Genomic DNA, 26,323 nt, shown 5'->3' with positions numbered 1-26,323 from the left:
TTAACCCGCTGCGCCGCCGATAAGAAACCGCTTAATCATGGGCAAACGATCAACCGCCTGCATGCCCAGATTGCGCAATGCCACTACGGGCGCCGCCTGCGAAGCGAACAGCCGGTGCAGGCCATCGGTCGCCACGCTCATGGCCAAAATCGGTTGAGCCCGGGCGCGCCGGTAACGTTTGAGCACACGCTCATCGCCAACGCTGCGATAGCTTTCTTTGTTCGACAGGATGTTCAGCAACTCCTGCACATCGCCCAAGCCAAGATTAAGCCCCTGGCCGGCCAATGGGTGAACCCGATGCGCGGCATCACTGACCAAGGCAATGCCCGGGCCTATCATGCCGCTACGCTCCAGGAATAGCGGGAAGGCAAAGGGCGTGCTGCGCAGCTTCAGGCGGCCCCACCGCCCACCCGTTGCTGCCGCCAGCCTTTTCTCCAGGAAATCGGCACGTGCTTCGGGCTCCATCGCCATGAGCTCGTTAGCCGCCTGTTCAGGCAAGGACCAGACCATGGACACCTGATGCCCATTGGCGGTATCCGGCATGGGTAGCAAGGCGAGAATGGAATCGCCGGTAAACCACTGCACCGCGACATTCTGATGGGGAAGCTCTGCATCAAGATGCGCGACCACCCCGCTATCGCCATAGGGCCGCGACTCATGAAAGATACCCGCGCTATGACGCACTGGTGAGCGCGCGCCGTCCGCACCGACCAGCAGATCAAACGGCAGCCGGCGGCCACTTTCCGTACAGACCACCCGCCCTTCAAGGTGGGTGAATTTTTCCTGCCACCAGCGCAGGCCGTACACCTGAATGGCCTGCTGCAGGACGCGTTCCATTTCGCCAGACTCGACAATCCAGGCTAAAGCATCTTGGCTTGCCTGCCAGGCATTCAGCATCACCATGCCCGCCGCATCGCCATGCACCTCCATGGCTTCCACCGGGGTGACCCGCCTGGCTTCCATCATCTGCCAAACCCCCAAGGATTCAAGCAGGCTGCGGCTGGATTGAGAAATTGCATACACACGCGGATGATAGTCGTCTTGCCCCAGCGGCGGTCGCGGGGGAGGCGGCCCAAGCAACTCAACGTTAAACCCCTTGCGCGCCAGACCCAGCGCCGTGGCCAGACCTGCTACACCGCTGCCACAAACCAGTATTCCTTGCTTACTCATCTTGCCGAGGGAGCTCCTGCCTGTTTGGGCCACAAGACCCACATTTCACCGTTTTGTTTCATCCTGCCTGCCAAAGCGCCTGCTTCATCGCCAAACCCCCAATAGAAGTCGGCGCGCGCGGCGCCCTTTATTGCGGCCCCAGTGTCTTGAGCGAAAACCAGCCGTCTCAAAGGTTGTGAGCTTGAGGGCATGGTGGTGGCAAGGTATACAGGCGCCCCCAAGGGCACGTAACGGGTATCAACTGCTATGGCCCGCTGACCAGCTAGCGGTATACCGTAAGCGCCTTTAGGGCCAAAATCTGCACCCGCCTCAGAGCCTGCCACCGCCTCTTCGCGGAAGAACACCATGGCCGGATTGGCGTTCAGCATTTCTTGCACCCGATGCGGGTTGCGCTTGGCCCACGCCTTGATGTTCTGCATGGAAGTCTGTGCCAGCGGCAGCTCACCTTTGTCGGCCAGCCAGCGGCCAATGGATGCATAAGGCCGACCATTGTGATCAGCGTACGCCAGACGGATCATTTTTCCATCAGGCAATTGCACCCTTCCCGACCCTTGTATCTGTAAGAAAAACGCTTCGACTGGGTCGTTCGCCCACACAATGGCTGGCGGCTGGCGGCCGGGAGAGGCGGCGATTTCTGCGCGTGTGTCGTAAGGCACCACGCGTTTTCCATCAAGCTTGCCGCGCACCCGTTTACCCGCCAGTTCGGGGTACACGCTGCCCAAGTCGATGGTCAGCAGATCGTGGGGGGGCTGATACAAAGGCCATTGGTAGTCGCCGCCGCGCGTGCGGGCTCCGTGAATCAATGGCTCGTAGTAACCAGTAACCGTATTGCGGGCGGGCTTGCCTTGTTCATCGAGCAGGCGCCAAGGCTGCAAGTGCTGTTCGATAAAAGCGCGCACTTGCGCACTGCCCTGTGGTTGGGCCTGCGCTGCCGCCGCGCACACTGGCTGCCAGACACGAGGCGTGGCGCGGGCCTGCTGCACCAGGGAACCGCCGGTAGGGCGCATCAAGCCCTTGCAATTATTGATAAGCACCGGCCACAGCTGGGAGAGGTCATCGTCAGCCCAGGAGGGCAAGGCGCCCCAGCCGACCGGCACAAACCCACCCTCAAGCTTACGCGGCGCACTATCGCGCATGGCATCAAGCGCCGGAACCCTTAAAGGCTGTTGCAGGATGTCGATATCCGCCACCGGCGTTTCACTCGGCTCATCCAGCGGCACTGAAGAACACGCGGCCAGCAGAACCGCTACAGCAACCGGCCCGAGCGCCCGTAGTGAACGCGGCCACCTCGCCCCTTGCGGTTTTCGCGGCGTTTCTCGCCGCAAATAACGAAGCGTGTGCTCTGGCCTGGGGTCAAACTGCAATACACTCATTGTTGCCGTCATTTCCTTTTATCGTTCCTCTGCTATGACCCTACCAGACATCTGTATTGCTCCCAGCCTGCTTTCCGCCGATTTCGCCCGTTTGGGGGAAGAAGTGCGCAACGTTGTTGATGCAGGCGCCGATTGGATCCACTTCGATGTAATGGACAACCATTATGTGCCCAACTTGACGATAGGGCCCATGGTTTGCGAAGCCATACGGCCGCATACCACAGCGCCGATAGACGTTCACCTCATGGTGGAACCTGTCGACGCCATTATCCCGCAATTCGCCAAAGCGGGTGCCAATATCATCACTTTCCACCCCGAAGCGTCACGTCACCCCGACCGCACACTGGCCCTGATTCGCGACCACGGCTGCAAGGCGGGGCTGGTGTTCAACCCGGCCACGCCGCTTGGCTGGATGGACTATGTCATGGACAAACTGGACATCGTGTTGTTGATGTCGGTTAACCCAGGCTTTGGCGGCCAGCAATTCATCCCCAATACCCTGCACAAACTGCGTGAAGCCAGGCAACGCATCAATGCCTGGCAACAAGCGGGCGGGCAATCTATACGCCTGGAAGTCGACGGTGGCGTGAAGGTCGACAACATCGGCGCGATCTACGCAGCCGGCGCCGACACTTTTGTGGCGGGCTCAGCGGTATTTGGCGCCCCAGACTACCGCGCCGTGATCGACGCCATGCGCGCTGAAGTGCTTAAAGCGGGAAAGCAGGCTGTATGAAGCGGGGCTGCCTGAGGCTTAGGCGGCAATACGCACAGCTTTAATGCACACACTCAAATAATGCCCTGCGCTCTACAAACAGGGCATTACCGGCCATCTTCTTGGCCTGGGCCTTAGCCGCTGTAGCCATTTCCGCAACCTGTGCGCTTGGCAGCCGTTGCTGGCCATCCATCCGCACTACACCCAGCGAAATGCTCAGTAAGTGATGAAAGACTTCCTCGCCTTGCCGGTTCAGTGCCATATAGCCCCCTGCCGCTAGATGATCGGGCTGGTACAGAAACCGGCTGGCCTGAGGAAAACCGTCGACTACGGCTTGGCAGCGCCGCTTCCAGTCGCCGCTGCGAAAGATGATGATGAAGTCATCACCACCGATATGCCCGAGAAAATCCCGCTCAACATCTATATGTTCGCTCAGTAATCTGGCAGTCAGCTGTATGGCTTCATCGCCATTGCGATAACCATATAGATCGTTGAACGGCTTGAAATTATCAAGGTCGACGTAACACACGGCAAAGGCCTCGCCGTTTTCCAGCAGCATATCGAGATGCTCGTTAATCGGCACATTGCCGGGCAGCTGAGTAAGCGGGTTGGCGTAACGTGCAGCTTCTATCTGCATCTGAGTGATTTCTCGCAGCAGGTCAAAACCTGTCCCCACACCGATGAAGGCCTGATCGGCAGTAATGATGAAGCCCTCAAACAGGTGATGCGGGTTCTTCTCAGTAAACAGGTGCGCCAGGTCTTGCAAGCTGGTGTTGTGATCCACAATCAGCGGCTCGTTTTCGATGAAATGCGAACAGGGCTTGGTGCCATAGAGCTCTCGCTGGTAAGGCCGGGCCAGCCTGTCGAGCATTCGCGTACGGTGAATCAAGCCAACCGGTACGCCATCACATAAGACGGCCAGCACTTGTAAATCGGGCTGATTCTCGAAAATCGAATAGACCTCGTTGGTGGGCACCGTATTCAGCACTGTCGGCACCTCACGCAACACTTTACGAGCAGTGGCGATGCCGGGGCGGGCCGGCGCGCTTTTCTTTGGCCGCCGCTGCACACCCAGCATCCCCTTGACACGCCCTTCCACCTGCCGCAGAGGTCGGGCTGAAGGGTAGCCCAATAAGTAGCCCTGACCACACTTCACACCGAGGCTGCGCACCGCCTCAAGTTCGGCCTCCGTCTCGATGCCTTCAGCAATAACGGTGGCATTCGCCTGCAAAGCGATTTCCACCATCGCTTGCACAAACTGCCGCTTCACCGGGTCGCGGTCAATATCCTCCACAAAATACTTATCGATCTTGACATATTCTGGTCGCAGCTCTGACCAACGGCGCAGGCTGGAAAACCCTTCACCGATATCATCCAGCGCCAGTTGCAAACCTTGCTTTCGATAGAGGGTAATGGCGTCGCGCAAACGATCATAGGATATGCCGCCCATCCCTTCGGTGAATTCAATGACGATCTGCCCTTCCACCCCCGCATCCTGCCCCGGCACCGGAATCGCGTTTCCCAAATAAGCACCGATCATGACACCGGGACTCGTGTTCAGGAACAGCTTTCCTTCAAGCCCAAGCTGAATAAAACTTTCAATATGCGTGGTATGGCAACGCGTTTCCAACTCGGCCACCCGCCCGTCGCGACGCGCTCTGTCAAACAGCGCGATAGGAGAATGCAAGGGTGAATCCATAGGACCGCGTATCAGTCCTTCATAGCCGATGATTCCGCCGCCATTAAGATCAACAACCGGTTGAAACAAGGGGATGAGCCGGTTGTCCTGCAAGATGGAATTAAGCATGGCCTGCGTCCGTATTACCCACAATACCCATCACTTCAGGCAAGCGGTAATCCTTTCAATACAAATACGGAATATAAACGCCGGAAGTGACAGTTCGATTAAGGAAGCACAGCACAAGCGGCATGCGACACGCAGCATTTATATGTGGTTCCTCCAGAGTGTTAGTCAAAGCGAAGGGCAAGGCATAAGCCCTTCGGGGTGATTTTCCCGAATCTGCGCCCTTAAAAAAGCGATGAACGCCCTGACGTGGGGAGGAGTATAACGGCTGGGCAAAGTGATGGCCCAAAGCGTGCGGATCATGGTTTGATGCTCCGGAACGTGATCCGGGATGCCGTTTAGAGAATTAGACACGGCGACGGGATACCTCCCTCCCGACACGAGGCTTTTATGAGAACATCTGTACCAGAACGACAGCCACTTTTAGACTCGCCTCATGCCCTACCACGCCATTCTTATCGACCTTGACGGCACCCTGCTGGATACCATTCCCGATCTGTCTGCTGCAGCCAACGCCATGTTGGCTGAAATCGGCAAGCCGCAACTGCCAATCGACGATATTTGCACCTTTGTCGGCAAGGGCACGGCCCACCTCGTGTGGCGCTGCCTGACTGACTCGCGGGTGAACTTGCCCGCTGACGATGCTTCAGTAGCCTCTGCGCTTAATATCTTCAACCGTCACTACCACTTAACCAATGGGCGCGAAGCGCGTCTGTACCCGGGCGTTCAAGAAGGCTTAAACGCCTTCCGCTCGCAAGGTGTGAAGCTCGCGGTGGTAACCAACAAGCCGACTGAGTTCACAATGCCCCTGCTCAAGCACAGTGGCTTGGAGCCTTGGTTCGACGCCGTGGTCTGCGGCGACACGTGCTCACGTAAAAAGCCCGACCCCATGCCTTTGCTGCATGCTTGCGAACTGCTGGGCTGCGCCCCGGCCGAGGCTCTGGCCATTGGCGATTCCATTAACGACGCGCTGGCCGCGCGCGCCGCAGGCATCACCGTGCTCGCCGTGCCTTACGGCTACAACGAGGGCCGCGATATACACACGCTAGACATTGATGGTATAGTTTTTGGAATCGAAGACGCATATAAGTGGGCCTTCAAATCCGCGCATTAACCATCGCAGCCCGGCATACGGCCCGCGTTTTTCGGCAACGGAACACTAGTCAAATCATCATGAACATTTCCCGCAACTCGTACATCGTTCCTGGCGCCTATTGGCGCTGGTGGTACATGTCATCCGGGTCGCGGTAAATTCATACCCCCTTCCGGCGCGCCACGAATGTATCCGTGGTTCTCCGGCCAGCAACACACACCACGCAGCCCGGTAACCAGGAAATGGCCGGGCTTTTTGTTTTATCTGTCCCGGCCTCAAGATCACAATGCAAGAGGCACTCATGACAGAAATCGAGTTCAACGCTCTAGCCGCCCAAGGCTACAACCGCATACCGCTGATCGCGGAAACCTATGCCGACCTTGACACACCACTAGCCATTTACTTGAAACTGGCGCACAGCGGCCCCGAGGGCGGCCGCAACAGCTGCCTGCTGGAATCCGTCGTAGGCGGCGAACGCTTCGGGCGCTATTCCTTCATCGGCCTGCCTGCTAAAACCGTGATCCGCTCACGCGGCACTACCACGGAAGTCGTGCACAAGGGTGAAGTTGTTGAAACTCACGAAGGCGACCCTCTGGCCTTCATTGAGGCCTACCAGCAGCGCTTCAAAGTAGCATTGCGCCCCGGTATGCCGCGTTTCGCAGGCGGGTTCGCCGGCTACTTCGGTTATGACACCGTGCGCCACATGGAACCCCGGCTCGGTGCGGCTACCAAGCCATTTCCCGCCGGTCAGGAAGGGGGCACGCCCGACATCATGCTGCTACAGGTTGATGAGCTGGTAATCGTCGATAACCTGGCTGGCCGCACCTATATTCTGGTCTACGCCGACCCGGCCGAGCCCGAGGCCTATTCTCTGGCCAAGCGACGCCAGAAACAATTGCGTGAAAAACTGCGCACGCCCCTGACCATCCCCTACGCTTATGCCAGCATGCAGACGCAGGAACGGCGTGATTTTGCGAAGGAAGACTACATCGCTGCCGTTCTGAAGGCCAAGGAATACATTGCCGCAGGGGATGTCATGCAGGTGCAGGTCGGCCAGGTTATCGCCAAGCCCTATCGCGACTCCCCACTGTCGCTATACCGCTCATTGCGCTCTCTAAACCCCTCGCCTTATCTGTACTACTGGAACTTCGACGACTTCCATGTAGTGGGCTCATCACCGGAAATTCTGGTGCGTCAGGAAATTGTCGAAAAAGAGCAGGAGCGCAAAACCATGGTCACCATCCGGCCACTGGCGGGTACCCGGAAGCGGGGCGCCACACCGGAAGAAGATGTGCGCTTGGCGGAAGAGCTGATCGCCGACCCCAAAGAAAGAGCCGAACACGTCATGTTGATCGACTTGGCACGCAATGATGTGGGACGCGTGGCGAAAACCGGCACGGTTGAGGTGACGGACACCATGAGCATTGAACGTTACTCCCATGTTATGCACTTGGTTTCCAACGTAGCGGGTGAGTTGCAAGACGATATGAGCAATATGGACGTGTTACGTGCCACGTTCCCGGCGGGCACCCTGACGGGGGCGCCCAAAGTGCGGGCCATGGAGATCATCGACGAGCTTGAGCCGGTGCGACGCGGCATTTACGGCGGCGCTGCTGGCTACATGAGCTACGGGGGCGAAATGGATGTGGCGATTGCTATCCGAACCGGGCTCATCAAGGACGGCATGCTGTACGTTCAGGCGGCAGCCGGCATTGTGGCCGACTCCGACCCAGAAAAAGAATGGCTGGAAACTGAGGCCAAGGCCCGTGCGGTACTGCGCGCAGCAGAGCAGGTTCAGAACGGCCTGGACGAGCCGATTTAAGGCCGGGACAAACCGTTTTAGTTAGCCCGAACCTCGCCCACTGCTTACCGGGAAACTAACAACATGCTAAGCGCGGACAAGACCGCGCAAAGCATCATGACCAGTATCATCGGCCAGGCAGTGGCGCTCACCAGAGCGCCAACCACGGGCGCCACAATCGCCCCGCAACCGATCTGCAAAGTCCCTGCTAAGCCCGATGCCGCCCCCGCGATTTCGGGCTTAACGCTCACTGCACCGGCAATACAGCTGGGCATCACCAAACCATTGCCCATTCCTAAGAAAATAGCTGGCACAAACAGAAAGGCGGGCTGCATGTCGTCCAGCGCATACAGGCCGGCCATCAGCAGCATGGCGCACATGGCCAGCAATACACCCAGGCGGATCATTCTCTGTGGCCCGATCTTGCTGACAAACCGGCCCGAAAGAAAATTTCCAAAAATGTAGCCTAGCGACACCAGCCCGAAATACATGCCATATTCAACCGGCGTGCGTTCCATCAGATTGATGACGACGTAAGCCGCGCCGCCCACAAAACCAAAGAAAGTGCCGGAAGCAAGCCCCGCCGTCAGCGAAAAGCCCCAGAACACCGGCATGCGCAGCAATTGCCCAAAGCTTCTAAGCAGTTGGCCAAGGCCGCCCGCAGCCTCTCTCCATGGGTTGGTTTCGTGCAGCAACACATGCACAGCGCCTATCGTGACAAGGCCGAATAACGCCAGAAAAGCAAAGGAGGCCCGCCAGCCATGCCAGGCCTCAAACACGCCGCCAATGGTGGGCGCCAGCATTGGCGCCACCGCCATGCCCATAGTGACGTATGCAATCATGCTGGCCGCCTGCGTGCGGTCGTACATATCGCGAACAATCGCCCGGCTCAAGGCCATGCCTGCACAGCCCCCCAGAGCTTGTATGACACGCCCGGTATTGAGCACGGCAATGTTAGGCGCAAGCATGCATAGCAGCGACCCCACCACAAACATGATGAGGCCGCCCATTAGCACCGGCCGACGCCCGTAGCGGTCTGAAATAGGCCCGATAACCAGTTGACCCAGCGCCACTGCCGCCAGATAGAGCGACAGGGTGAATTGCACCGCAGCGTAATCTACGTTCAATGCGGCTGCCATGCCCGGCATAGAAGGCAGGTACAGATTGATACCCAGCGGGCTCACAGCTGCAACCGCAATCAGCATGGCAAGAAAGCGCCGCGTCATAGTGAACGTTTCCGCTGTTTTGCCCCCTGCTGCAGGGGTTGAGTTCGTATTTTTCTGCCTGTTGTCGCCCATGAAACCACCAATCTATCCAAGATACTGATTCTAGGGCACGCCAGAACATTGGGCCAATTGAGCGCTGCGCATTTTCCGCCCCGAGAACACTTCACATGGTAGAATCAATCGAATAAACGGTTGCGCATACGGGCTGTGCAATACTAAGCACGCAACGCAACTGCACTAACAGTTTATTTCCCAGTTTTCATGAACCGTATAGCAGCAACCTCCGTTATTTTGTGGTGGCGCTTCCAATAGGAAGCGGCATGTTGCTGCGGTCTCAAACCGCACCTTGTCGCCGTACCGGTAGACAAGGTCAGGTCAAATTGCTCTCCGGCGCGGCGGCTCCAAAAAGAGAACAGCCGATGCAATTCATACATATCCCCTCACGCACGACATCTATACTGCACGCAAGGCGCAGCAACTCCGCCTGCACGCGCGTGGCCGACGCCGGGCGGAATCACGCATTCGCCACGGGTTTATTTTCCTTGGAAGGACACGTTCAATGAAGCTTCTCATGATCGATAATTACGACTCCTTCACCTATAACCTCGTGCAGTATTTCGGCGAGCTGGGCGAAGACGTCCACACCCACCGCAACGACCAGATCACCCTGGAAGACATCGAAGCACTACAACCCGACCGCATCTGCATCTCGCCCGGCCCCTGCACACCCGCTGAAGCAGGCATCTCGCTTGAAGTCATTCGCCATTTCGGTGGCAAAGTGCCAATTCTGGGCGTTTGCCTGGGGCACCAGGCGATTGGCGCGGCATTTGGCGGCGAGGTGGTTCGCGCACGTGAAATCATGCACGGAAAAGTGTCCGAGATCACACATCGAGGCAGTGACATCTTCACCGACCTGCCTTCCCCTTTCACGGTCACCCGCTATCATTCACTGGCCGTTGCGCGCGACAGCCTGCCGGACTGCCTGGAAGTCACTGCTGAAACTGCCGATGGTGAAATCATGGGCCTGTGCCACAAAACGCTGCCCATCTACGGCGTGCAGTTTCACCCGGAATCCGTCCTCAGCGAACATGGCCACGCCTTGTTGCAGAATTTTCTGAATATCCAAGCCTGAAAGATCCCCCATGACTATTTCCCTGACTGAAGCCCTGACGCGGTGTATTGAGCATCGCGAAATCTTTCACGACGAAATGCTGCACCTGATGCGTCAGTTGATGCGTGGAGAAGTCCCCCCGCAAACGGCCGCAGCGCTCATCATGGGGCTGCGCGTTAAGAAAGAAACCGTGGGTGAGATCACCGCCGCTGCCCAAGCTATGCGTGAATTCGCCTTGCCCGTACCCGTGTCCGACCCCGGTGATCTGCTGGATATGTGCGGCACCGGTGGCGACGGCTCCAATACCTTCAACATTTCCACAACCGCCATGTTTGTAGCGGCCGCCGCCGGTGTAAAAATTGCCAAGCACGGCGGGCGCAGCGCATCGTCATCCTCGGGCAGCGCCGACGTGCTTGAAGCTCTAGGCATCAATATCTCCCTGTCACCCGAGCAAGTCGCTGAATGCATCGATACGCTGGGCATCGGCTTTATGTTCGCACCGGCGCATCATGGCGCCATGAAAAACGTCGCCGCCCTGCGCAAAGAACTCGGCGTGCGCACCATCTTCAACATTCTTGGCCCGCTAACTAACCCGGCCAATGCCGCCAACCAGTTGATGGGCGTCTTCCACCCCGATCTCGTCGGTATTCAAGTACGCGTACTGGAACGCCTCGGGGCACGACATGTGCTGATTGTGCACGGCAAAGACGGTATGGATGAAGGCTCTTTGGGTGCGGCCACCATGGTGGGCGAACTCAAGGATGGCAAAGTCTCCGAATACGAAATCCACCCAGAGGATTTCGGCATGACTATGGTGTCAAACCGCAGCATCAAGGTCAGCACCCGCGAAGAATCCGCCCAGTTAGTCATGGAAGCCCTCAATAACGTAGCCGGCCCTGCGCGTGATATCGTTGCCCTGAACGCTGGTCTGGCTATCTACACCGGCAACAAGGCCTCCTCTATCGAGGAAGGTTTGAAAATCGCAAACGAATGCCTGCGGGACGGTTCGGCTCGCGCCAAACTAGAAGAATTCCGCACCTACACGGGGAAGCTGTCCGCATGAACGACATTCTCGCCAAAATCCTTGAAACCAAAAAAACCGAAGTCACCACGGCGCGCCAAATGCGCAGCGAATCCGATTTGCTGCGCGAAGCAAAAAGCCGTCAGGACCTTCGCGGTTTCGCACGCGCCATTGAAGACAAAATCGCCCAGGGCAAGCCCGGCGTGATCGCTGAGGTCAAGAAAGCGTCGCCCTCCAAGGGGGTGATTCGCGAAAACTTCAACCCCACCGACATCGCTGCGGCTTACGCCGCCCACGGCGCTGCCTGCTTGTCGGTGCTGACCGACGTGCAGTACTTCCAGGGTTCATACGATTACCTGCGCCAGGCACGCGCCGCTTGCTCACTGCCCGTGTTGCGCAAGGATTTCATCGTCGATCCCTACCAGATCATCCATTCACGCGCTATTGGCGCCGACTGCATCCTGCTCATTGTTGCTGCGCTTAGCGCATCTCAGCTCAAGGAGTTTGAAGCGCTCGCCATGGAACTGGGCATGGATGTGCTGGTGGAAGTTCACGATCGCTCCGAACTGGAAGCCGCTCTGGAACTCAAAACCACCTTGTTGGGTATCAATAACCGCAACCTGCGCACCTTTGAGACCTCGCTACAGAACACGATCGACCTCCTTCCCCTGATTCCCGAAGGCAAGCGTGTCATAACAGAAAGCGCAATTCTTACGCCTGAAGACGTCGCACTGATGCGCAGCCACGATGTGCACGCCTTCCTGGTGGGTGAGGCCTTCATGCGTGAAGACGACCCGGGCGCCGCCCTGAAAAGACTGTTCTTTTCCTGAGGCCGTCCACCCATGGCGCAGACCACGACACGCTTCACAGAAGCCGAAAGCGACCCCTCCATTCCCAAGGAAGCCGCCAAACCTCTGATCGCGGAGTTGCGCAGCGCCTTGCTCAAAGCGCAATACGCCCGTCTGGAAAAACCGCAGCGCAGCCTGTTGATTGTCGTGGCCGGCATTGATGGTGCCGGCAAAGGCGCCACCATCAACCTCATCAACGAGTGGATGGACGCGCGCCATATCCGCACCCTGGCCTTCAACCCACCCACCAAAGAAGAGCAAGAATACCCGCTGCTGTGGCGTTATTGGCGTGAACTTCCCCCAAAGGGCCGCACCGGCATTGTGTTTGGTTCGTGGTACGCCCCCCTGTTCAATCTGTTGATAAGCAAAGACCCGAAGCGGGCGGATATCGAACAACTGACAAGCACCATCAAAGATTTCGAAGCACTGCTGGCGCGCGATGGCGTGCAAATATTGAAGCTCTGGTATCACCTGTCACGCAAGGCCCAGAAAAAACGCACGGCCAAGCTCTCGAAAGATCCCGATACCGCCTGGATGGTTCACCCGGAAGACCACTTGGTGGCAAAAAACTTCGAGCGCGTGCGCGAGGCCGCCGGCAGCATGCTGATGCTGACCGACTCCAGGCTGGCACCCTGGCGGGTCATTCCCAGCGCCGACGAACGCATGCGTGCCATCTCCACCGGAGAAGCCATTCTCAACGCGTTGCAGGCCCCCATTCCGCGTAACGGCGCGCAACCCTATCGCGCGTCTGCCGCCAGCCGTTCCGGCGGAAAACGCCCCCTTTCTCGAATCGATTACAGCGCCACGCTGGGGGAAAACGAATACGATGATCTCCTTGCGCATTGGCGCGGCCGGCTGGCGCGTCAGGTACGCAGCAAGGCGTTCCAGAAACAGCAACTGGTTCTGCTGTTCGAAGGCCATGATGCCGCAGGCAAAGGCAGCACCATACGGCGTATCACCCACGCCTTGGATGCCCGGCAGTATCGTGCCGTACCGATTAGCGCCCCCACCCAAGACGAGCTGGCACGCCCCTATTTGTGGCGCTTCTGGCGCGAGCTTCCAGCACCGGGAAACATCACCATTTTCGACCGCTCCTGGTATGGGCGCGTGCTGGTGGAGCGTGTGGAAACACTCGCCAAACCGGCCGAATGGCGCCGGGCTTACGAAGAAATCAACCAGTTCGAGTCCCAGCTGGCCGACAGCAATATTCTGCTGCTGAAATTCTGGCTGTCCATCACCAAAGATGTGCAGCTCGAACGTTTCCGCGAGCGCGAACGTTCCCCTTTCAAGTCGTTCAAAATCACCCCCGAAGACTGGCGCAACCGCGAAAAATGGAACGCCTACACCACGGCGGTCAACGACATGCTTGAACTCACCGACACCCTGCACGCCCCCTGGAACGTCGTTTCCTCTAACGACAAAAGGCATGCCCGCATTGCCGTTCTGGAGCGCATTGTCACGGCCCTCGATGAAAAACTGTCGTCATGAAGCCTACTCACACCCCCTGCACGCTGTGCATCGAAACCGGCGGCACCATGGTCTGGAGCAACCAGAAATTACGCGTTGTTCTGGTAGAAGACCCTGATCTGCCGGGCTATACCCGTGTAGTCTGGAATACGCATATCAAGGAAATGAGCGACCTTTCCGCCGCCGACCAACAGGCTTTCATGCAAGTGGTTTTTGTGGTGGAAAGCGTACAGCGAGAGATCCTCCGCACCGATAAAGTCAACCTCGCCTCGTTGGGCAATATGACGCCGCATTTGCACTGGCACATCATGCCCCGTTGGCAGAGCGACCCGTGGTTTCCCGATAGTATTTGGGCGCCGCGCCGCCCAAGAGACGAAGCTGGCTTGGCGGGCTGGCGGGAACACCACGAAACTCTGGCTATCCTGCAAGGCGAGTATGCAGCAGCGCTGAAAGTAAGGCTGGAACAAAGTTTTGGGCCGTCCCTTCAGAACGCCGCACCAATCCGCCGGCCCGATATCCAGCCCTCTACCACCGCTGAGGCGGCTTCAGCCGATAACCGCCTGCGCGAACTCCCCAGCCAGCAAGTATCCCGGCTGCACACGGGGTGGCAAAGCGCCCTGGATACGCCCACGGCCCGCGAGGCACTGGCCCGGCTCGACCAATTCTTGGCACAGCGGCTGCAAGATGGCGCCACAATTTACCCCGCACACATTTTTCGTGCGTTGGAAGCACTGGCCCCTGAAGACGTGCGGGTCGTGATTCTCGGTCAAGATCCCTACCACGGCCCGGGCCAAGCCCAGGGGCTGGCGTTTTCGGTGCCTGACGATTGCCCTGCGCCACCCAGCCTGCGCAATATCTTCAATGAATTGGCGCGGGAATACCCAGACCAGCCCCCGCGCCGCAAGAATGACTTATCTGACTGGAGCCGTCAGGGGGTGTTGCTGCTGAACACCAGCCTCACAGTAGAGCAAGGGGCCGCCGGCTCTCACGCCCGCAAGGGTTGGGAAGCCGTCACCGACGCACTGATCGACGCCGTGGCCCGCTCGCCCCATCCCAAGGTCTTTCTGCTGTGGGGCAACCACGCGCAAAGCAAGCAAGCCGCTGTGGAAGCGCACGGCAGCCTGTGCAAGGTGTTCAAGTCCAACCACCCCTCGCCGCTTTCCGCCTTACGCCCGCCTCGCCCCTTCATTGGCTGCGGGCACTTCACCCAAGCCAACACGTGGCTCAACAGCATGGGCCAGCCCGCTATTGACTGGCTTTGAGGCTGATTCACAACACAGCTTTCCTTATTAGGGTTTTCCCATATATAATGGAAGGCTGCATTCTACTTAGTGTCGGCATTAAACAAACCGCAGAAGCCGCACACCATCGCACCCTGACCTTCCAGTACCTTTTGCCATCATGCGCAACGCACGCGTAAAAAAAACCGTGCATCCAGGTTGATTGGGTCGGCACGATGATCCACATCAACCGCGCGTCCTGATCGCCGCCAACCGGCCTTGCGCGCAAATACCGCCTCTCATGGCAAAGGTAATCATGTCTTTTGAATCTCTGGGACTCTCCCCGACCCTGGTGTCGGCGCTCGACCGTGCCGGCTTCACTCAGCCTACTCCGGTACAGGCTGCCGCCATCCCCCGCGCCATGACTGGCGAGGATCTGATGGTCTCATCGCAAACTGGCAGCGGCAAAACTGCCGCCTTCATGCTGCCCCTGCTGAACCGCATCGCCGGGCTGGCTTCCAACAAGGGTAGTGGCGTTCAAGTACTGGTCCTGACACCCACACGCGAACTGGCTCTGCAAGTCGCCGACGCGACCAAGATTTACGGCAGCAATATCAATGGCCTGCGCATTGCAACCGTTGTGGGCGGCATGCCCTATGGCGCGCAGATCAAGGCGCTGTCCCGCCGAGTCGATGTGCTGGTAGCCACCCCGGGCCGCCTGATCGACCACTTGCAAGCCAAGCGTGTCAACCTCTCCACCGTACAAACTTTGGTACTGGATGAGGCCGACCGCATGCTGGACATGGGCTTTATTGAAGAAATCGAATCCATCATCGCCCGCACTCCGGCAGAACGTCAGACCTTGCTGTTCTCCGCCACTCTGGATGGCAGCGTTGCCCAACTAGCCATGCGCATGATGCGCAATCCCGCTCGCCTGGAGCTGGCTGGCCAGAAAGAGCGTCACGAAAATATCGCCCAGACACTGCTATACGCCGACGACAGCTCGCACAAATTGCGCCTGCTTGATCATCTGCTGCGCGATACTGAACTGGATCAGGCCATTGTGTTCACCGCCACCAAACGTGGCGCCGACGATCTGGCCGACTACCTGAGCGAACAAGGTTATGCCGCTGCGGCCTTGCATGGCGACATGAACCAACGCCAACGCACCCGTACCCTGGGCATGCTGCAACGCGGCAGGCTTCGCATTCTCGTCGCTACCGACGTAGCTGCACGAGGCATCGACGTACAAGGCATTAGCCATGCTTTCAACTACGACCTGCCCATGCAGGCTGAAGACTACGTCCACCGCATCGGACGCACAGGCCGTGCCGGCCGCAACGGCCAAGCCTACACGCTGGCCATGCATTCCGAACGCCATAAGGTCCGCCGTATTGAACACTTCATCGGCCGCAGCATCCCCATGGATGAAATCGCGGGTCTTGAACCGCAACGCAAGCCGCAGCGCAGCTTTGGCAAGCGCCCCGGCGGCGGTGGTGGTTACCGTGGCGCTCCCGGCGCACGACGTGAAGGCGGCAACCGCCCCTATGCAGACCGCAAACCCGAATGGAAAAGCGACCGTAAGCCGGAGTGGAAGTCGGACGCCCGACCGGAAGGCAAGCCTGAGCCACGCGGCGAATGGCAACCCAGCCGCAAGCGTGAGGGCAAGCCGGAATGGAAAGCCAGCGGCAAATCGAGCTGGAGCGAGCGCAAGCCGCAAGCTGACGGCGCCCGTCGCCCGGCCCGGCCCAGCAGCACACGCAGCGCTGCCCCGCAGCGTTCCGACCGCGGCCAACGTGGTGCCGCGCGCTTCTAAAACGTAATGGCTTAAACCTGGAGGCCGCCACTGTAAAAAAACGGGGCGGCCTCCAGCGCGTTTAGTCTTACCCACTCCTGATACCCGCCCTACCAAGACCAGGCTGCACTCCTGTTTGCAAACTGCTCGTCTTGACGCGTGCGTGAGTTGATCTGCTGCATGCACGACCACTGCAAAGCAGCTGTCACTCGACTGGCCATGCCGAGTCCCGCCGGTACGACCCACGATATTTTCATCGTAAGAGCAATGCCACTGTCCTGCTGGGGTTGCGCGTTATAGTACGGGTCGATGAAACAGCTCTTGAACCACCCCTTCCTTCTTGCCCTGATTTTGTCCGTGCCGCTGTGGATGCTGCTGGGCAACTACATCGTGGCTTTTATCGCGGCGTTATTGGTCGCGTTCTTGCTATCGATGGTCCGCGCCCTACGTGTTCTCAACCGCAAGAAAGCCGCCGAGCGGCGGTCAGGCCAGTCATCAGAGGATATTGAATGAATTCACACGCAGGCTCCACCCCTTCCCCTCTGCCGCCAGACACCATGCCTTCCGGCTTGCCAGCTGTAGACGCCGCCAGCGCGGCACACAGCAGGAATATGGAGGAGCACCTGCTGCAACAACTTGCTATGGCGCCCGGGGGGTTTCTACCCTTTGAACAGTGGATGGCTCAAGCGCTCTATGCTCCGGGGCTGGGTTACTACGCGGCGGGCAACACCAAATTCGGCGCCAGCCTGCCCACCGGCGACTTCACCACTGCTCCTGAAATGACACCGGTTTTTGGCGAAGTCTTGGCGCGACAAGTGGCGCAAGTTCTGCAAATGACCGGCACAGATTCCGTTTTGGAATTCGGTGCCGGCACCGGCGCGCTCGCGGCATCTTTGATCCCCGCGCTACGAGAACTTGGCATCGACGTGAACTACCATATTCTGGAAGTTTCAGCCGATTTGGCAGAGCGCCAGGCGCAACGGCTCGCCCCCTGGGCCGGCTCAGTGCAATGGCTGAACACCCTGCCGACCGCCTTCAAAGGCTGTGTCGTCGCCAATGAAGTGCTAGACGCCATGCCTGCGGCCCTGTTTCGCTGGAATGAAACGGGTGAACTCATGGAACTCGGTGTGCTGGCGCGGCCCGGCGAAACCCCACCCTTTACCTGGGCGGAACGCCCCGCGGGGCCAGAGCTATCGGCCGCTGTCTCGCAGCGCATGCCCGCATTGCCCGGCTATCGTTCCGAAATCAACCTGCAAGCCGAAGCCTGGGTGCGCCAGTTGGGTAATTGGCTCGAAGCGGGTGCCGCCCTGCTGATCGACTACGGGTTTCCGCAGCGCGAGTACTACCACCCACAACGCCTCACTGGCACCCTGATGTGTCACTTTCGCCACCACAGCCACGACCAGGCGCTGGTGCTGGCAGGCATACAAGACATCACCGCCCACATAGATTTCACCGCCATGGCCGATGCCGCGCTTGAAGGCGGGCTGGATGTGCTCGGTTACACCAACCAGGCGCGCTTTCTGCTGAATGCCGGGCTGCCCGATCTGCTTCAAACCCGCATGGCCAGCCCAGAGGCCACGGACATGCAAGCCACGTTGTCTGCCGTACAAAAACTGGTCTCAGAAGCCGAAATGGGGGAACTCTTCAAGGTGTTGGCCGTAGGGCGTGGCGTGGAGCCGCCCCTAATCGGTTTTATGCGCGGCGACAAAAGAGATACGTTGTAGCAACTTAAGAAAACAATGCTTGCAGGGCCTGCAGCCGTGCTCCCCGCACCGCTGCAGGAATATTGCTGCGGTCTTCACACGTTCGCGCAATCGCCCCGGCATCAACGCTACACACTGCCTGCAACCGCGCATGCCAGGCGCTTTGATCGACCTCGCGCACGCATGCACAAGCCTGTAGAAGCTCTTTAAAACGTTGGGGCTTGCGCAGCACATCACAACGCTCCATTAAGCTCAAGGCTGTATCGGCGTCTTGCGCATCAAGGCCGGCCAGCATTTCGCGCAGCAACACTGCATGTGAAGCACACTCGGAAGGCGCACGTACGCGGCGGCTGAGCGCATCAGACTCCGGCGTCAATCGACATAGAATGGCGTAACGCGATGCCAAGGACAGGCCTTGACGATGCGCCTTGGCCAGCTCAATGCCGATTTCGTCCCCATACACCAGTTCGGGCATGACCCGCGCCAGCGCACCGCTCTGGCTCAACACTTCAAACATGCGGCCTGGCCGCTCTGTCATCAAACCTTTGGCGACTTCCTGCCAGACCCGTTCCGGCACCAGAGCGTCCACTTCGCCAGATTCCACCAAAAGGGCCGCCTGCTCCATCGTTTCGGGCGCCACCGTGAAAGTGGGAAAACGGGCGGCGAACCGCGCCAGCCGCAACAGCCGCACCGGATCTTCAGAAAACGCCGCGCCAACATGGCGCAGCACTCCAGCCTGAAGATCGGCCAACCCGCCACAGGGGTCAACCAGTGTGCCGTCCGCATGCCGGGCGATGGCATTTATGGTGAGGTCGCGACGCTGCAGGTCGTCTTCCAGCGTGACGTCGGTACCCGTATAAAAGGTAAACCCTTTGTAGCCGCGCCCGGATTTTCTTTCCGTGCGGGCCAGGGCGAATTCTTCCTTGGTGCGCGGATGCAGGAATACCGGAAAGTCGCCCCCAACGGGAATGAAGCCACGTGCTTCCATTTCAGCAGGCGTCGCACCCACCACCACCCAGTCGCGATCGCCTGCAGGCTGCTGCAGCAAGGCGTCACGCACGGCGCCGCCCACCACATAGGCCTGCAGGCCGTCTATTGCAGGATCAATACGGCTCAAGGCAAGGCCACTTTGCGGTTTTCGGCGGGTGCCACCGTGCCCAGCCTTTCTTTCAGTGAATGCGGCTGCCCCGTAAACAACGTGGCGTAGTAAATGGCGTTAGACATCACGTTTTTGACGTAAATACGGGTTTCAGTGAACGGGATCGTTTCTGCAAAGATAGCGCCTTCAACCGGTGCCGCCAGTTTGGAGCGCCACTGCACCGGGCGCCTGGGCCCGGCGTTGTAGCCTGCGGTGGCTAACACTTCGGAGCCATTCAGATCACTCAGCACCATGCGCAGGTAGTTGGTGCCCAAAATTGTATTCACTTCGAAATCATTGACTTTGGAAGGGTGGAAGTCCTTCATGCCGATCTTACGCGCCACCCACTTCGCTGTGGCCGGCATGAGCTGCATCAGCCCCGACGCTCCTACGCGGGACCGCGCATCGGTAATAAAGCGGGACTCCTGCCGTATCACCCCATAAACCCAGGCTGGGTCCAGGCTGATTTCGTTGGCTTTTGCCGATACCTGCCCCGCAAACGGCGCGATAAAGCGTTGAGAAAGGTCGATTTCCTTTTCGGTACGCAATGATGTGTTCACGACACGATCGTAAATATGCTTTTCGCGCGCTAACTCAGACGCCGCCAGTAATTGCCGGTCATCCATGCCACGCAGGCTGAAGTTCCATTCCGGCACGGCTTCCGGACGCCAGCCCAGCTCAAACAAGGCGATGGCTCGCTGCAGCCCTGCGTGGTTGCGCGCGGCGGCCAGCTCTGCTGAGGTTACCGGAGCAGGCTTGGGGGGCAAGGGCTGAATCTGACCCAGTTCTTCACTGGCCAGCAGGCCGTAAAAGCTGAGGTCGTGCGCAATGCTGCGGTAGTGGTCGGTCGCCGCCTGCTCATTACCCAGGGCACTTAAGGCCCTCGCATACCAATACACCCACACTGGCTCAGCCGCCTGGCGTGCCGACATACGACGTATCGCCTTGGCAACCTGATCCCAGGCTATGGCCGGCTGACGCAACTCGGCCCGCACCTGCCAGGCATGGTTGTAGTCGGTCATGCGGAAATTGCCCGATTTGCGATACCAGCGGGCGGCGTCTAGCTCCACGTTCAATGCCGCCACCAGGCCAAACTGGCTCCACACCCATTCCATATAAGGCTTGGGCAGGGCATCTTGCCAGTTTTTCTCAACCCAGCCCGCGTTTTCCACCCGCTGTGGGCCGTAGGCCAGGCGCGATAAAGCGATAGCGGTAAGTTCCATGCTCGCCGGGTTGCGCGCCGGCTTGGAATTGTTCTGCAACCATTTGCGCGGGTCGTCCATAATGGCCGAGTAATCGCGCATTTGTGCGCCATCAAACATAATGGCCGCCAGCCGGCGCGAATTGCCATGGCGATTGGTTTCCAACGACGCCCGCAACATGCCTTGCAGATCCGACCAGCCCATCACACGGCGCTCGTAGAACTGGTCTAGCATAGACCAACACGCAGCATTGGGCTCGAAAGCGTCAACCGCGTCGCTTGGCCGAACTTTGCGCCCGCTCATGTGTTCGGCCATCAGCACTGTGCAGCGCGAGGCAGCGTTCTCAACCACAACGGGCGCCAGTTCCAACACCTGCTGATAGCCTCCCGCACGCCCGGCGGCTATCAGCCATTCCCTTTTCAGGCGATCAGCCAGATAGGCGTCCTGGTTGCGTTCGAAAAACTCTTGGATTTCTTGTTCGGGAATGGGTTGGGACGGCGTTTGCAAGGCCTGGCTAAGGGCCCAATAGCGGACATACGAGCCCAGCACAGGATCGCGATCGGCTTGTGGGATGAAAGAGCGCAGGCGATCCCATTGTTTCGCCTGCATGGCCGCTCTTGCCTGAATGACCGCTTCACGAGCTTCGGGTGGCACGATAAGGCGTACAGGTTCGGGTTCGGGCGCTGGCGTTTTCACCACCAACGAGGCATCAGCAACCAGCGTCTGGCGCAGATCCACTTCCTGTATAGCCTCGCTCAGCTGCGCCTTGGGCTCGGCGCTAGAACCTGAACACCCCGCCAAAACCAGCAGGCAGGCAGAAAGAGCCAGCCCCAACTTGCGTGATATGGTGTATCCCTGCCGGGCTGCTGTTGTTTGCCGGTACATTGGGCTATTGGCTATCATCTTACGTCCTTCCTACCTGACACCGCCATGAACGAGAACAAAGAGAATAACGCAGTCGAGCTGCGTAAGCGACTCAAAACACTGCGGGCTGCGCAGAACCCACTCGACAGCAATCGCGGCGGGTTGTTAATTCGTGGCCGCCTGTATACCTGGCTGGCCACCAATGCCACCCGCCTGCGTGAAGAGGGCAGGCCTGTACCCAAGAACATCGCCGCTTTCTGGTCCATGCCGGAAGAGCCGCAGTTAGCTGCCCTGCTGCGCCAATGGGTGGAAGAAGACGGTTATCAGGTATCGCTGCCTGTGGTAGCGGCCGCCGACGCCCCGTTGGAATTCCATAATTGGGCGCCTGACGCGCCCATGCGCGATGGTGCCTACGGCATACAAGAGCCTGTCAGCGGCCCCGCACCCAAGCCCGACATTATTCTGGTGCCCACCCTTGGCTATACCCGGGCCGGCGACCGCGTCGGTTACGGTGGCGGCTACTATGATCGCACACTGGCGGCCCTGAAGGAATCGGGGCATTCTTTTGTGACCATTGGTATTGCTTGGGCAACCGGAGACCTCAGTGGCACAAACTACCAGCCTCAGCCACACGACGTAAGGCTGGATGGCATTCTGACAGACAAAGGCTGGGCCGTGCCGGCGCCAGAACTTTAAAGCCCCGATTACCCGGGCGGCAGCACTGCTGCCACAGGGAAGCGAAACGGCAGCAGCGCCGCTGGGGCCGCCCGACACCAAAATGCGGGCAGCCCTCTGGCTTTAGCCTACGTTCAGCTTATCCCACACCGCCAAGGTGGCTTCAGCATTATTGAGGGTGTAGAAATGCAGGCCCGGCGCACCCTGATCCAACAGGCGCTGCGATAAGTCCGCTACGAAATCCGCACCAAACGCGCGCAAAGACGCGCGATCTTCGCCGAAATCCATCAAACGCCATTCCAGCCAGCGCGGGATTTCCGCCCCACACATCTTGGAAAAGCGCGCCAGCTGCTTGTGGTTGGTGATCGGCATGATGCCCGGCACGATGGGGATGTCTACTCCGCGCGCCCTTACCCGATCGACAAAATCGAAATAAGAGTCGGCATTGAAGAAGTACTGGGTAATCGCCCCATTCGCCCCCGCCTCCACCTTGCCCACAAAGTGATCAAGATCTTTGGCCGCGCCGGCAGCCTGGGGGTGAACTTCGGGGTAGGCCGCCACTTCGATGTGGAACCAATCGCCGCTGTGCTCACGAATCAGGCTGACGAGCTCATTGGCATAATGGACTTCGCCGGGGTAACGGCCCATGCCCGAAGGCAGGTCGCCACGCAGTGCCACAATGCGGCGGATACCCTGAGCGCGATAGCCGTCCAGGATTTCCAGCAGCTCAGCACGGCTTGAACCAATACAAGAAAGGTGAGGCGCGGTATCCATGCCCAATGACTGCATCAGCTCGACGGTGTCGGCTGTGCCACTGCGGGTGGAACCCCCTGCGCCATAGGTGACGCTGACATAGGCAGGCCGGCGCGCCACCAGCTCGCGCGCAGCCTGGGCAAGCTTGTCGCGTGCGGCTTCTTCACGCGGAGGAAAAAACTCCAGACTTATTGTTTTTCCACCGCTCATTGCACCAACAACCTTGAAAGCAGCCCGGAAATCAGGCTATAGACAATGGCGCCTGCAAGCGCCCACCAGAAACCGGCCACCTGAAAACCCTTCAGGATAGAACCAGCGAACCAGAACACCAGCGCATTAAGCACCAACAGAAACAGGCCCAGCGTCACAACCGTAATCGGCAAAGTCAACAGCACCAGCACGGGCTTGACCAGGGTGTTTAACAGCCCCAGCACCAGCGCGGCAATCAAAGCGGCGCCAAACGACGCCACCGTGATGCCTGGCAACAGATACGCGACGATCAGCAGGGCGACGGCGTTAAGTATCCAGACAAGCAATAAAGTCATGGCAACCTCAATAGCGGTAGTGGTCGGGCTTGTAAGGGCCTTCGACCGGCACGTTGATGTAGTCGGCCTGATCCTGACGCAGTTCAGTCAGTTGTACACCCAGTTTTTTCAGGTGCAGGCGCGCCACTTTTTCATCCAGATGCTTGGGCAAAACGTATACCTGACCGCGCTTGTAGTGATCGCCGCGTGTGAACAGCTCGATCTGCGCAATGGTCTGGTTGGTGAAAGAAGCCGACATCACAAAAGATGGGTGGCCTGTGGCGCAGCCCAGGTTCACCAGCCGGCCCTGGGCCAACAGGATGATGCGCTTGCCATCGGGGAAAATGACATGATCGACCTGGGGCTTGATCTCTTCCCATTGCAGATCCTCAATGCCCGCCACGTCGATTTCATTATCGAAGTGACCGATATTGCAGACGATGGCCTGATCTTTCATGCGCTCCATGTGCTCGCGGGTAATGACATGGTAGTTGCCGGTGGCGGTCACGAAGATGTCGGCTTTGTCGGCGGCTTCTTCCATGGTGACCACGCGATAGCCTTCCATCGATGCTTGCAGGGCGCAGATCGGGTCGATTTCGGTAACCCACACTTGGGCACGCAAGGCGGCCAGCGCTTGAGCGCAACCCTTACCGACATCACCAAAGCCCACGACAACAGCAATCTTGCCAGCCACCATGACGTCGGTCGCACGCTTAATGCCATCGACCAGGGATTCGCGGCAGCCGTACAGGTTGTCGAACTTGGATTTCGTGACGGAGTCGTTAACGTTGATGGCAGGGAAAGCCAGCTCGCCCTTCTTGGACATCTGATACAGGCGGTTCACGCCCGTCGTGGTTTCTTCCGTCACGCCTTTGATTTGCGCCAAACGGGTGGAATACCAGTCGGGCGAAGTCGCCAGACGAGCGCGGATAGAAGCAAACAGTACACGCTCTTCTTCGCTGCCCGGGTTATCCAACACGGAAAGGTCTTTTTCGGCGCGCGCGCCCAGGTGCAGCAACAGCGTGGCATCGCCGCCGTCATCGAGAATCATATTGGCCTGCTCTTCGCCCGGCCAGTTGAAAATTTCGTGGGTGTACTGCCAGTAGTCTTCCAGTGTTTCGCCCTTGATAGCGAATACCGGCGTGCCCCCTGCTGCAATCGCTGCCGCAGCGTGGTCTTGCGTGGAGAAAATATTGCACGATGCCCAGCGAACGTCTGCGCCCAGGGCTTTGAGCGTTTCGATCAGCACGGCGGTCTGGATCGTCATGTGCAGGCTGCCGGCGATGCGCGCGCCCTTCAAAGGTTGGGCGGCGGCGTATTCTTCGCGCACAGCCATCAGGCCGGGCATTTCGGTTTCCGCGATAGCGATCTCGCGACGCCCCCAATCAGCCAGGGAGAGATCGGCAATTTTGTAATCGGAGAAATTCGTGTCAGCAACAGAGTTCATGATGTTCAATCCAAAATGAACCCGTGACGGAGGAAGCAGGATGCGGTGTGCTCATCTTCCCCGTAAACGGGTGAGGATGAGCGCCGTTGAAACTGTGGAGAGAGATTCCCGAGCCTAGCGGTGTGGCCACCGTTGCAGCGCCCCTCGGGAATTCCCTTATTTTAACGTATTAGGCCGCTTGCTTCAGCACTTGCACTTTGTCCACGGCTTCCCAACTGAACTCGGGCTCCGAACGCCCAAAGTGGCCGTAGGCCGCCGTCTTGGTGTAGATGGGGCGCAGCAGGTCGAGCATTTCGATAATGCCCCGTGGGCGCAGATCGAAGTTTTCACGCACCAGTCGGGCGATTTGCTCGTCGGGAATGACGCCCGTGCCTTCGGTGTATACCGTGATATTGATCGGCTCAGCCACACCAATCGCATAGCTGAGCTGTACCTGGCACTGACGCGCCAGCCCGGCAGCCACTATGTTCTTAGCCACATAGCGGGCTGCGTAAGCGGCGGAACGGTCGACCTTGGAAGGGTCTTTGCCCGAGAACGCGCCACCGCCGTGCGAGCAGGCGCCGCCATAGGTATCGACGATAATTTTGCGCCCGGTCAGGCCGCAATCCCCTTGCGGGCCACCGATAATAAATACACCCGTGGGGTTGACCAGGAAGCGGGTGTTGGAGGTCAGCAGGCCTTCGGGAATAACAGGCTTGATGATTTCCTCGATGACGGCTTCGTGAATATCGCTCTGGGAAATATCCGGGGCATGCTGCGTGGACAGCACAACGGTGTCGATTTCGACGGGGCGGCCATCCACATAGCGGAAGGTGACCTGAGATTTGGCGTCGGGGCGCAGCCAGGGCAGGCGGCCGTCCTTACGCAACTCGCTCTGGCGCTGCACCAGACGGTGGGCATACCAGATGGGTGCAGGCATGAGATCGGGGGTTTCGTCGCAAGCGTAGCCGAACATCAGGCCCTGGTCGCCCGCCCCCTGGTTAAGCAGCTCTTCGGGGCTGCGATCCACGCCCCTGGCAATGTCAGGCGACTGTTTGTCGTAGGCCACCAGCACGGCGCAGCCTTTGTAGTCGATGCCGAATTCGGTGTTGTCGTAGCCGATGCGCTTGATGGTATCGCGCGCCACCTGAATGTAATCAACATTTGCCGTGGTGGTGATTTCACCCGCCATCACGACCAAGCCGGTGTTGCACAGCGTTTCGGCAGCGACACGTGCATTGGGATCTTCGGTGAAGATTGCATCAAGGACGGCGTCTGAGATTTGATCGGCAACCTTGTCGGGATGGCCTTCTGAGACGGATTCAGATGTGAAGAGATAATCGTTGGTTTTTGCCACAGGGAGTTTCCTGCAAAGAGGTGCCGGGATGAAACCG

At 58.8% G+C, this 26,323-nt stretch carries 22 protein-coding genes, 1 pseudogene and 1 riboswitch; of the genes and pseudogenes, 13 read left to right on the top strand and 10 right to left on the bottom strand.

The features are described 5' to 3' along the window. Positions 1-1,170, bottom strand: a complete 1,170-nt coding sequence (locus VRY85_RS01685) for an FAD-dependent monooxygenase (protein ID WP_414596859.1) — start codon at positions 1,168-1,170, stop codon at positions 1-3. After that, positions 1,167-2,543 carry a murein transglycosylase A gene (locus VRY85_RS01680; protein ID WP_414596858.1) on the bottom strand — a complete coding sequence of 459 codons (1,377 nt, stop codon included), beginning with the start codon at positions 2,541-2,543 and terminating at the stop codon, positions 1,167-1,169. Before VRY85_RS01680 ends, VRY85_RS01685 begins: the two co-directional genes overlap by 4 nt. Positions 2,544-2,577: 34 nt before the next feature. Between VRY85_RS01680 and rpe the strand changes: the two genes are divergently transcribed. Next, positions 2,578-3,276 carry a ribulose-phosphate 3-epimerase gene (gene rpe / locus VRY85_RS01675; protein ID WP_414596857.1) on the top strand — a complete coding sequence of 233 codons (699 nt, stop codon included), beginning with the start codon at positions 2,578-2,580 and terminating at the stop codon, positions 3,274-3,276. Positions 3,277-3,316: 40 nt separating this feature from the next. On the opposite strand, the gene VRY85_RS01670 is transcribed toward rpe, so the two are convergent. Continuing rightward, positions 3,317-5,062, bottom strand: coding sequence for a GGDEF domain-containing protein (locus tag VRY85_RS01670; protein ID WP_414596856.1), 1,746 nt, complete (start codon positions 5,060-5,062; stop codon positions 3,317-3,319). Positions 5,063-5,495: 433 nt separating this feature from the next. Between VRY85_RS01670 and VRY85_RS01665 the strand changes: the two genes are divergently transcribed. Next, on the top strand, positions 5,496-6,173 hold the full coding sequence (locus tag VRY85_RS01665; RefSeq protein ID WP_414596855.1) for a phosphoglycolate phosphatase: 678 nt from the start codon (positions 5,496-5,498) through the stop codon (positions 6,171-6,173). Positions 6,174-6,453: 280 nt separating this feature from the next. Continuing rightward, complete coding sequence (gene trpE, locus VRY85_RS01660) at positions 6,454-7,974, top strand: anthranilate synthase component I (protein ID WP_414596854.1); 1,521 nt, start codon at positions 6,454-6,456, stop codon at positions 7,972-7,974. A 44-nt stretch (positions 7,975-8,018) separates the two neighbouring features. On the opposite strand, the gene VRY85_RS01655 is transcribed toward trpE, so the two are convergent. Beyond that, positions 8,019-9,179 (bottom strand): multidrug effflux MFS transporter, encoded by a 1,161-nt coding sequence (locus tag VRY85_RS01655; RefSeq protein WP_414596853.1) that lies wholly within the window; start codon positions 9,177-9,179, stop codon positions 8,019-8,021. Positions 9,180-9,738: 559 nt separating this feature from the next. On the opposite strand from VRY85_RS01655, the gene VRY85_RS01650 reads away from it, so the two are divergent. The 9 genes and pseudogenes from VRY85_RS01650 (at position 9,739) to VRY85_RS01610 (ending at position 18,368) form a co-directional block, all read left to right on the top strand. Next, entirely contained in the window at positions 9,739-10,311 is a 573-nt protein-coding gene (locus VRY85_RS01650) for an anthranilate synthase component II (RefSeq protein ID WP_414596852.1), read from the top strand. A gap of 10 nt (positions 10,312-10,321) precedes the next feature. Continuing rightward, the gene (gene trpD / locus VRY85_RS01645) at positions 10,322-11,353 is read left to right on the top strand and encodes an anthranilate phosphoribosyltransferase (RefSeq protein ID WP_414596851.1); all 1,032 of its coding nucleotides are present in this window, start codon (positions 10,322-10,324) and stop codon (positions 11,351-11,353) included. Further along, positions 11,350-12,141 (top strand): indole-3-glycerol phosphate synthase TrpC, encoded by a 792-nt coding sequence (gene trpC, locus VRY85_RS01640; RefSeq protein WP_414596850.1) that lies wholly within the window; start codon positions 11,350-11,352, stop codon positions 12,139-12,141. The genes trpD and trpC overlap by 4 nt, the downstream gene beginning before the upstream one ends. A 12-nt stretch (positions 12,142-12,153) precedes the next feature. Continuing rightward, on the top strand, positions 12,154-13,647 hold the full coding sequence (pap, locus tag VRY85_RS01635) for a polyphosphate:AMP phosphotransferase (RefSeq protein WP_414596849.1): 1,494 nt from the start codon (positions 12,154-12,156) through the stop codon (positions 13,645-13,647). Next, positions 13,644-13,931: pseudogene (locus tag VRY85_RS01630) on the top strand (HIT family protein); the annotation flags it as partial. The gene pap and the pseudogene VRY85_RS01630, both read left to right, overlap by 4 nt. A 210-nt stretch (positions 13,932-14,141) precedes the next feature. Continuing rightward, complete coding sequence (locus VRY85_RS01625; protein ID WP_414596916.1) at positions 14,142-14,888, top strand: uracil-DNA glycosylase; 747 nt, start codon at positions 14,142-14,144, stop codon at positions 14,886-14,888. A 274-nt stretch (positions 14,889-15,162) separates the two neighbouring features. Then, the gene (locus VRY85_RS01620) at positions 15,163-16,662 is read left to right on the top strand and encodes a DEAD/DEAH box helicase (RefSeq protein ID WP_414596848.1); all 1,500 of its coding nucleotides are present in this window, start codon (positions 15,163-15,165) and stop codon (positions 16,660-16,662) included. A gap of 288 nt (positions 16,663-16,950) precedes the next feature. Beyond that, entirely contained in the window at positions 16,951-17,154 is a 204-nt protein-coding gene (locus VRY85_RS01615) for a hypothetical protein (RefSeq protein WP_414596847.1), read from the top strand. Next, entirely contained in the window at positions 17,151-18,368 is a 1,218-nt protein-coding gene (locus VRY85_RS01610) for a class I SAM-dependent methyltransferase (RefSeq protein ID WP_414596846.1), read from the top strand. Before VRY85_RS01615 ends, VRY85_RS01610 begins: the two co-directional genes overlap by 4 nt. 4 nt (positions 18,369-18,372) lie before the next feature. Here the strand turns inward: VRY85_RS01610 and VRY85_RS01605 are convergent, their stop codons facing one another. Continuing rightward, on the bottom strand, positions 18,373-19,464 hold the full coding sequence (locus VRY85_RS01605) for a CCA tRNA nucleotidyltransferase (RefSeq protein WP_414596845.1): 1,092 nt from the start codon (positions 19,462-19,464) through the stop codon (positions 18,373-18,375). Next, positions 19,461-21,590, bottom strand: coding sequence for a transglycosylase SLT domain-containing protein (locus VRY85_RS01600; protein ID WP_414596844.1), 2,130 nt, complete (start codon positions 21,588-21,590; stop codon positions 19,461-19,463). The genes VRY85_RS01605 and VRY85_RS01600 overlap by 4 nt, the downstream gene beginning before the upstream one ends. A gap of 27 nt (positions 21,591-21,617) precedes the next feature. Here VRY85_RS01600 and VRY85_RS01595 point away from each other — a divergent pair, with 27 nt between their 5' ends. Continuing rightward, a complete protein-coding gene (locus VRY85_RS01595) occupies positions 21,618-22,247 on the top strand; it encodes a 5-formyltetrahydrofolate cyclo-ligase (protein ID WP_414596843.1) in 630 nt (209 codons plus the stop codon). A gap of 102 nt (positions 22,248-22,349) precedes the next feature. Here VRY85_RS01595 and metF read toward each other — a convergent pair whose 3' ends face one another. The 4 genes from metF to metK all read right to left on the bottom strand — a co-directional run bounded on the left by metF (position 22,350) and on the right by metK (position 26,286). Next, positions 22,350-23,189 (bottom strand): methylenetetrahydrofolate reductase [NAD(P)H], encoded by an 840-nt coding sequence (gene metF, locus VRY85_RS01590; protein WP_414596842.1) that lies wholly within the window; start codon positions 23,187-23,189, stop codon positions 22,350-22,352. Continuing rightward, on the bottom strand, positions 23,186-23,524 hold the full coding sequence (locus VRY85_RS01585) for a phage holin family protein (RefSeq protein WP_414596841.1): 339 nt from the start codon (positions 23,522-23,524) through the stop codon (positions 23,186-23,188). Before VRY85_RS01585 ends, metF begins: the two co-directional genes overlap by 4 nt. Before the next feature lie 7 nt (positions 23,525-23,531). Beyond that, the gene (ahcY, locus tag VRY85_RS01580; RefSeq protein WP_414596840.1) at positions 23,532-24,950 is read right to left on the bottom strand and encodes an adenosylhomocysteinase; all 1,419 of its coding nucleotides are present in this window, start codon (positions 24,948-24,950) and stop codon (positions 23,532-23,534) included. Positions 24,951-25,021: 71 nt separating this feature from the next. Next, a riboswitch (S-adenosyl-L-homocysteine riboswitch) is annotated at positions 25,022-25,102 on the bottom strand. A 17-nt stretch (positions 25,103-25,119) separates the two neighbouring features. Continuing rightward, positions 25,120-26,286 carry a methionine adenosyltransferase gene (gene metK / locus VRY85_RS01575; protein ID WP_414596839.1) on the bottom strand — a complete coding sequence of 389 codons (1,167 nt, stop codon included), beginning with the start codon at positions 26,284-26,286 and terminating at the stop codon, positions 25,120-25,122. Positions 26,287-26,323 lie beyond the last annotated feature (37 nt).

It is taken from the genome of Achromobacter sp. F4_2707 (assembly GCF_047501535.1).
Lineage (GTDB): Bacteria > Pseudomonadota > Gammaproteobacteria > Burkholderiales > Burkholderiaceae_B > Yanghanlia.
Note: the sequence above shows the minus strand (reverse complement) of the source record. Positions and strands in the feature narration are given on the sequence as shown.

Coding starts and splice junctions, on each gene's coding strand:
- VRY85_RS01685 (WP_414596859.1), bottom strand. CDS start 1,170: ATGAGTAAGCAAGGAATACTGGTTTGTGGCAGCGGTGTAGCAGGTCTG.
- VRY85_RS01595 (WP_414596843.1), top strand. CDS start 21,618: ATGAACGAGAACAAAGAGAATAACGCAGTCGAGCTGCGTAAGCGACTC.
- VRY85_RS01650 (WP_414596852.1), top strand. CDS start 9,739: ATGAAGCTTCTCATGATCGATAATTACGACTCCTTCACCTATAACCTC.
- VRY85_RS01680 (WP_414596858.1), bottom strand. CDS start 2,543: ATGAGTGTATTGCAGTTTGACCCCAGGCCAGAGCACACGCTTCGTTAT.
- trpC (WP_414596850.1), top strand. CDS start 11,350: ATGAACGACATTCTCGCCAAAATCCTTGAAACCAAAAAAACCGAAGTC.
- VRY85_RS01615 (WP_414596847.1), top strand. CDS start 16,951: ATGAAACAGCTCTTGAACCACCCCTTCCTTCTTGCCCTGATTTTGTCC.
- VRY85_RS01655 (WP_414596853.1), bottom strand. CDS start 9,179: ATGACGCGGCGCTTTCTTGCCATGCTGATTGCGGTTGCAGCTGTGAGC.
- rpe (WP_414596857.1), top strand. CDS start 2,578: ATGACCCTACCAGACATCTGTATTGCTCCCAGCCTGCTTTCCGCCGAT.
- VRY85_RS01670 (WP_414596856.1), bottom strand. CDS start 5,062: ATGCTTAATTCCATCTTGCAGGACAACCGGCTCATCCCCTTGTTTCAA.
- pap (WP_414596849.1), top strand. CDS start 12,154: ATGGCGCAGACCACGACACGCTTCACAGAAGCCGAAAGCGACCCCTCC.
- trpE (WP_414596854.1), top strand. CDS start 6,454: ATGACAGAAATCGAGTTCAACGCTCTAGCCGCCCAAGGCTACAACCGC.
- ahcY (WP_414596840.1), bottom strand. CDS start 24,950: ATGAACTCTGTTGCTGACACGAATTTCTCCGATTACAAAATTGCCGAT.
- VRY85_RS01620 (WP_414596848.1), top strand. CDS start 15,163: ATGTCTTTTGAATCTCTGGGACTCTCCCCGACCCTGGTGTCGGCGCTC.
- trpD (WP_414596851.1), top strand. CDS start 10,322: ATGACTATTTCCCTGACTGAAGCCCTGACGCGGTGTATTGAGCATCGC.
- VRY85_RS01600 (WP_414596844.1), bottom strand. CDS start 21,590: ATGATAGCCAATAGCCCAATGTACCGGCAAACAACAGCAGCCCGGCAG.
- VRY85_RS01585 (WP_414596841.1), bottom strand. CDS start 23,524: ATGACTTTATTGCTTGTCTGGATACTTAACGCCGTCGCCCTGCTGATC.
- VRY85_RS01610 (WP_414596846.1), top strand. CDS start 17,151: ATGAATTCACACGCAGGCTCCACCCCTTCCCCTCTGCCGCCAGACACC.
- VRY85_RS01665 (WP_414596855.1), top strand. CDS start 5,496: ATGCCCTACCACGCCATTCTTATCGACCTTGACGGCACCCTGCTGGAT.
- metF (WP_414596842.1), bottom strand. CDS start 23,189: ATGAGCGGTGGAAAAACAATAAGTCTGGAGTTTTTTCCTCCGCGTGAA.